Source organism: Klebsiella sp. 10982 (assembly GCF_048589245.1).
GTDB lineage: Bacteria > Pseudomonadota > Gammaproteobacteria > Enterobacterales > Enterobacteriaceae > Klebsiella > Klebsiella quasivariicola.
On the sequence record NZ_JBMAXV010000115.1, the window covers coordinates 1 to 1,351 of the forward strand.

Below are 1,351 nucleotides of genomic sequence, written 5' to 3' on the forward strand. Positions count from 1 at the left end.
AAGTCGAATCGTCGATTTGGCGTTTTTTTGACCGTGGTGACTCTAGAGTCAAGTCACGAGTCGAATCGCCGGTGAATCGTGTGGTGAGTCGTCCGGCGACTTGCCATAACGTGATTGCCGGCCGTCGACGAACCCGATTCCTGAACGTGCTGAAAACCGGTTTTCCGGCTGCGCCGGCAACGCTTCACGGCCACGCAATAAATTGCGTCCCCGTTCACCGTTTTCGGATGGGAAGAACGCCGGAAACAGGACTTACCCCGGCTGAATGGCGTGAATTTCCGCGCTATGCACTTGCGCGCATACTCATGCATGCCGTAAAAACAGAGCCTGCGCGTTTCTGGCGGGTTTTCGGGTGGTTTATTGCCTGTTTTGCCGGTTTCCCGTCAGAAACGCCCTGAGGCCGTTTTCGCGGTGCGCGTAAGAAGGGATTATGGTAAATAGGGCGCTATCGCCTAAATACACGGCTGATTGTTTTTTTTCTCTGAAGTATGAGATTCCTGAGTAGACAGCTACAACAAGTAGAGCAATGGCGATAGCAAGTAAAATCCAGTCCATAAATGCCTGATTAATTTAATAAAAACAGCCTGTTATGATTGGTTATTGTAAGTGGTTTTCATTCTTTTTTCATTACACTTATTGCTTTGAGCTAATGGTTCCTGAGGACGCATTGTTCAGTACACGTAAGAAGACGTTATGATAAATCCAAAAATGCTGGCATTCGGAATTCAGTATATCGGTACGCAGCATAATAATGGGGGTTAATTTCCGGTAATGGTGCCAACTTACTGATTTAGTGTATGATGGTGTTTTTGAGGTGCTCCCGTGGCTTCCATCTCCATCAGTTGTCTCTCCTGCTCAGCTACTGAAGGCGTGGTGCGTAACGGTAAAAGTACTGCCGGACATCAGCGCTATCTCTGCTCTCACTGCCGTAAAACATGGCAGCTACAGTTCACTTACACCGCCTCTCAGCCCGGTACGCATCAGAAAATCATTGATATGGCCATGAATGGCGTCGGATGTCGCGCCAGTGCACGCATTATGGGCGTTGGCCTCAACACGGTTTTACGTCACTTAAAAAACTCAGGCCGCAGTCGGTAAACTCACGCATACAACCGGGCAGTGACGTCATTGTTTGCGCGGAAATGGACGAACAGTGGGGTTACGTCGGCGCTAAATCACGCCAGCGCTGGTTGTTTTACGCGTATGACAGGATACGGAGGACGGTTGTGGCGCACGTATTCGGTGAACGCACTCTGGCCACACTGGAGCGTCTTCAGAGCCTGCTGTCGGCCTTTGAGGTCGTGGTATGGATGACGGATGGCTGGCCGCTGTATGAATCACGCCTGAATCA

2 protein-coding genes and 1 pseudogene are annotated in these 1,351 nt (G+C 50.1%); 2 read left to right on the plus strand and 1 reads right to left on the minus strand.

Annotated elements, in window-relative coordinates:
* The coding region (locus tag ACKLKD_RS27820) for a hypothetical protein (protein ID WP_420062009.1) at positions 1–398 on the plus strand (398 nt) is incomplete at its 5' end.
* Here ACKLKD_RS27820 and ACKLKD_RS27825 read toward each other — a convergent pair.
* Positions 358–555, minus strand: a complete 198-nt coding sequence (locus ACKLKD_RS27825) for a small membrane protein (RefSeq protein ID WP_420062010.1) — start codon at positions 553–555, stop codon at positions 358–360. The genes ACKLKD_RS27820 and ACKLKD_RS27825 overlap by 41 nt on opposite strands.
* 267 nt (positions 556–822) lie before the next feature.
* Here ACKLKD_RS27825 and ACKLKD_RS27830 point away from each other — a divergent pair.
* Positions 823–1,351: pseudogene (locus tag ACKLKD_RS27830) on the plus strand (IS1 family transposase); the annotation flags it as partial.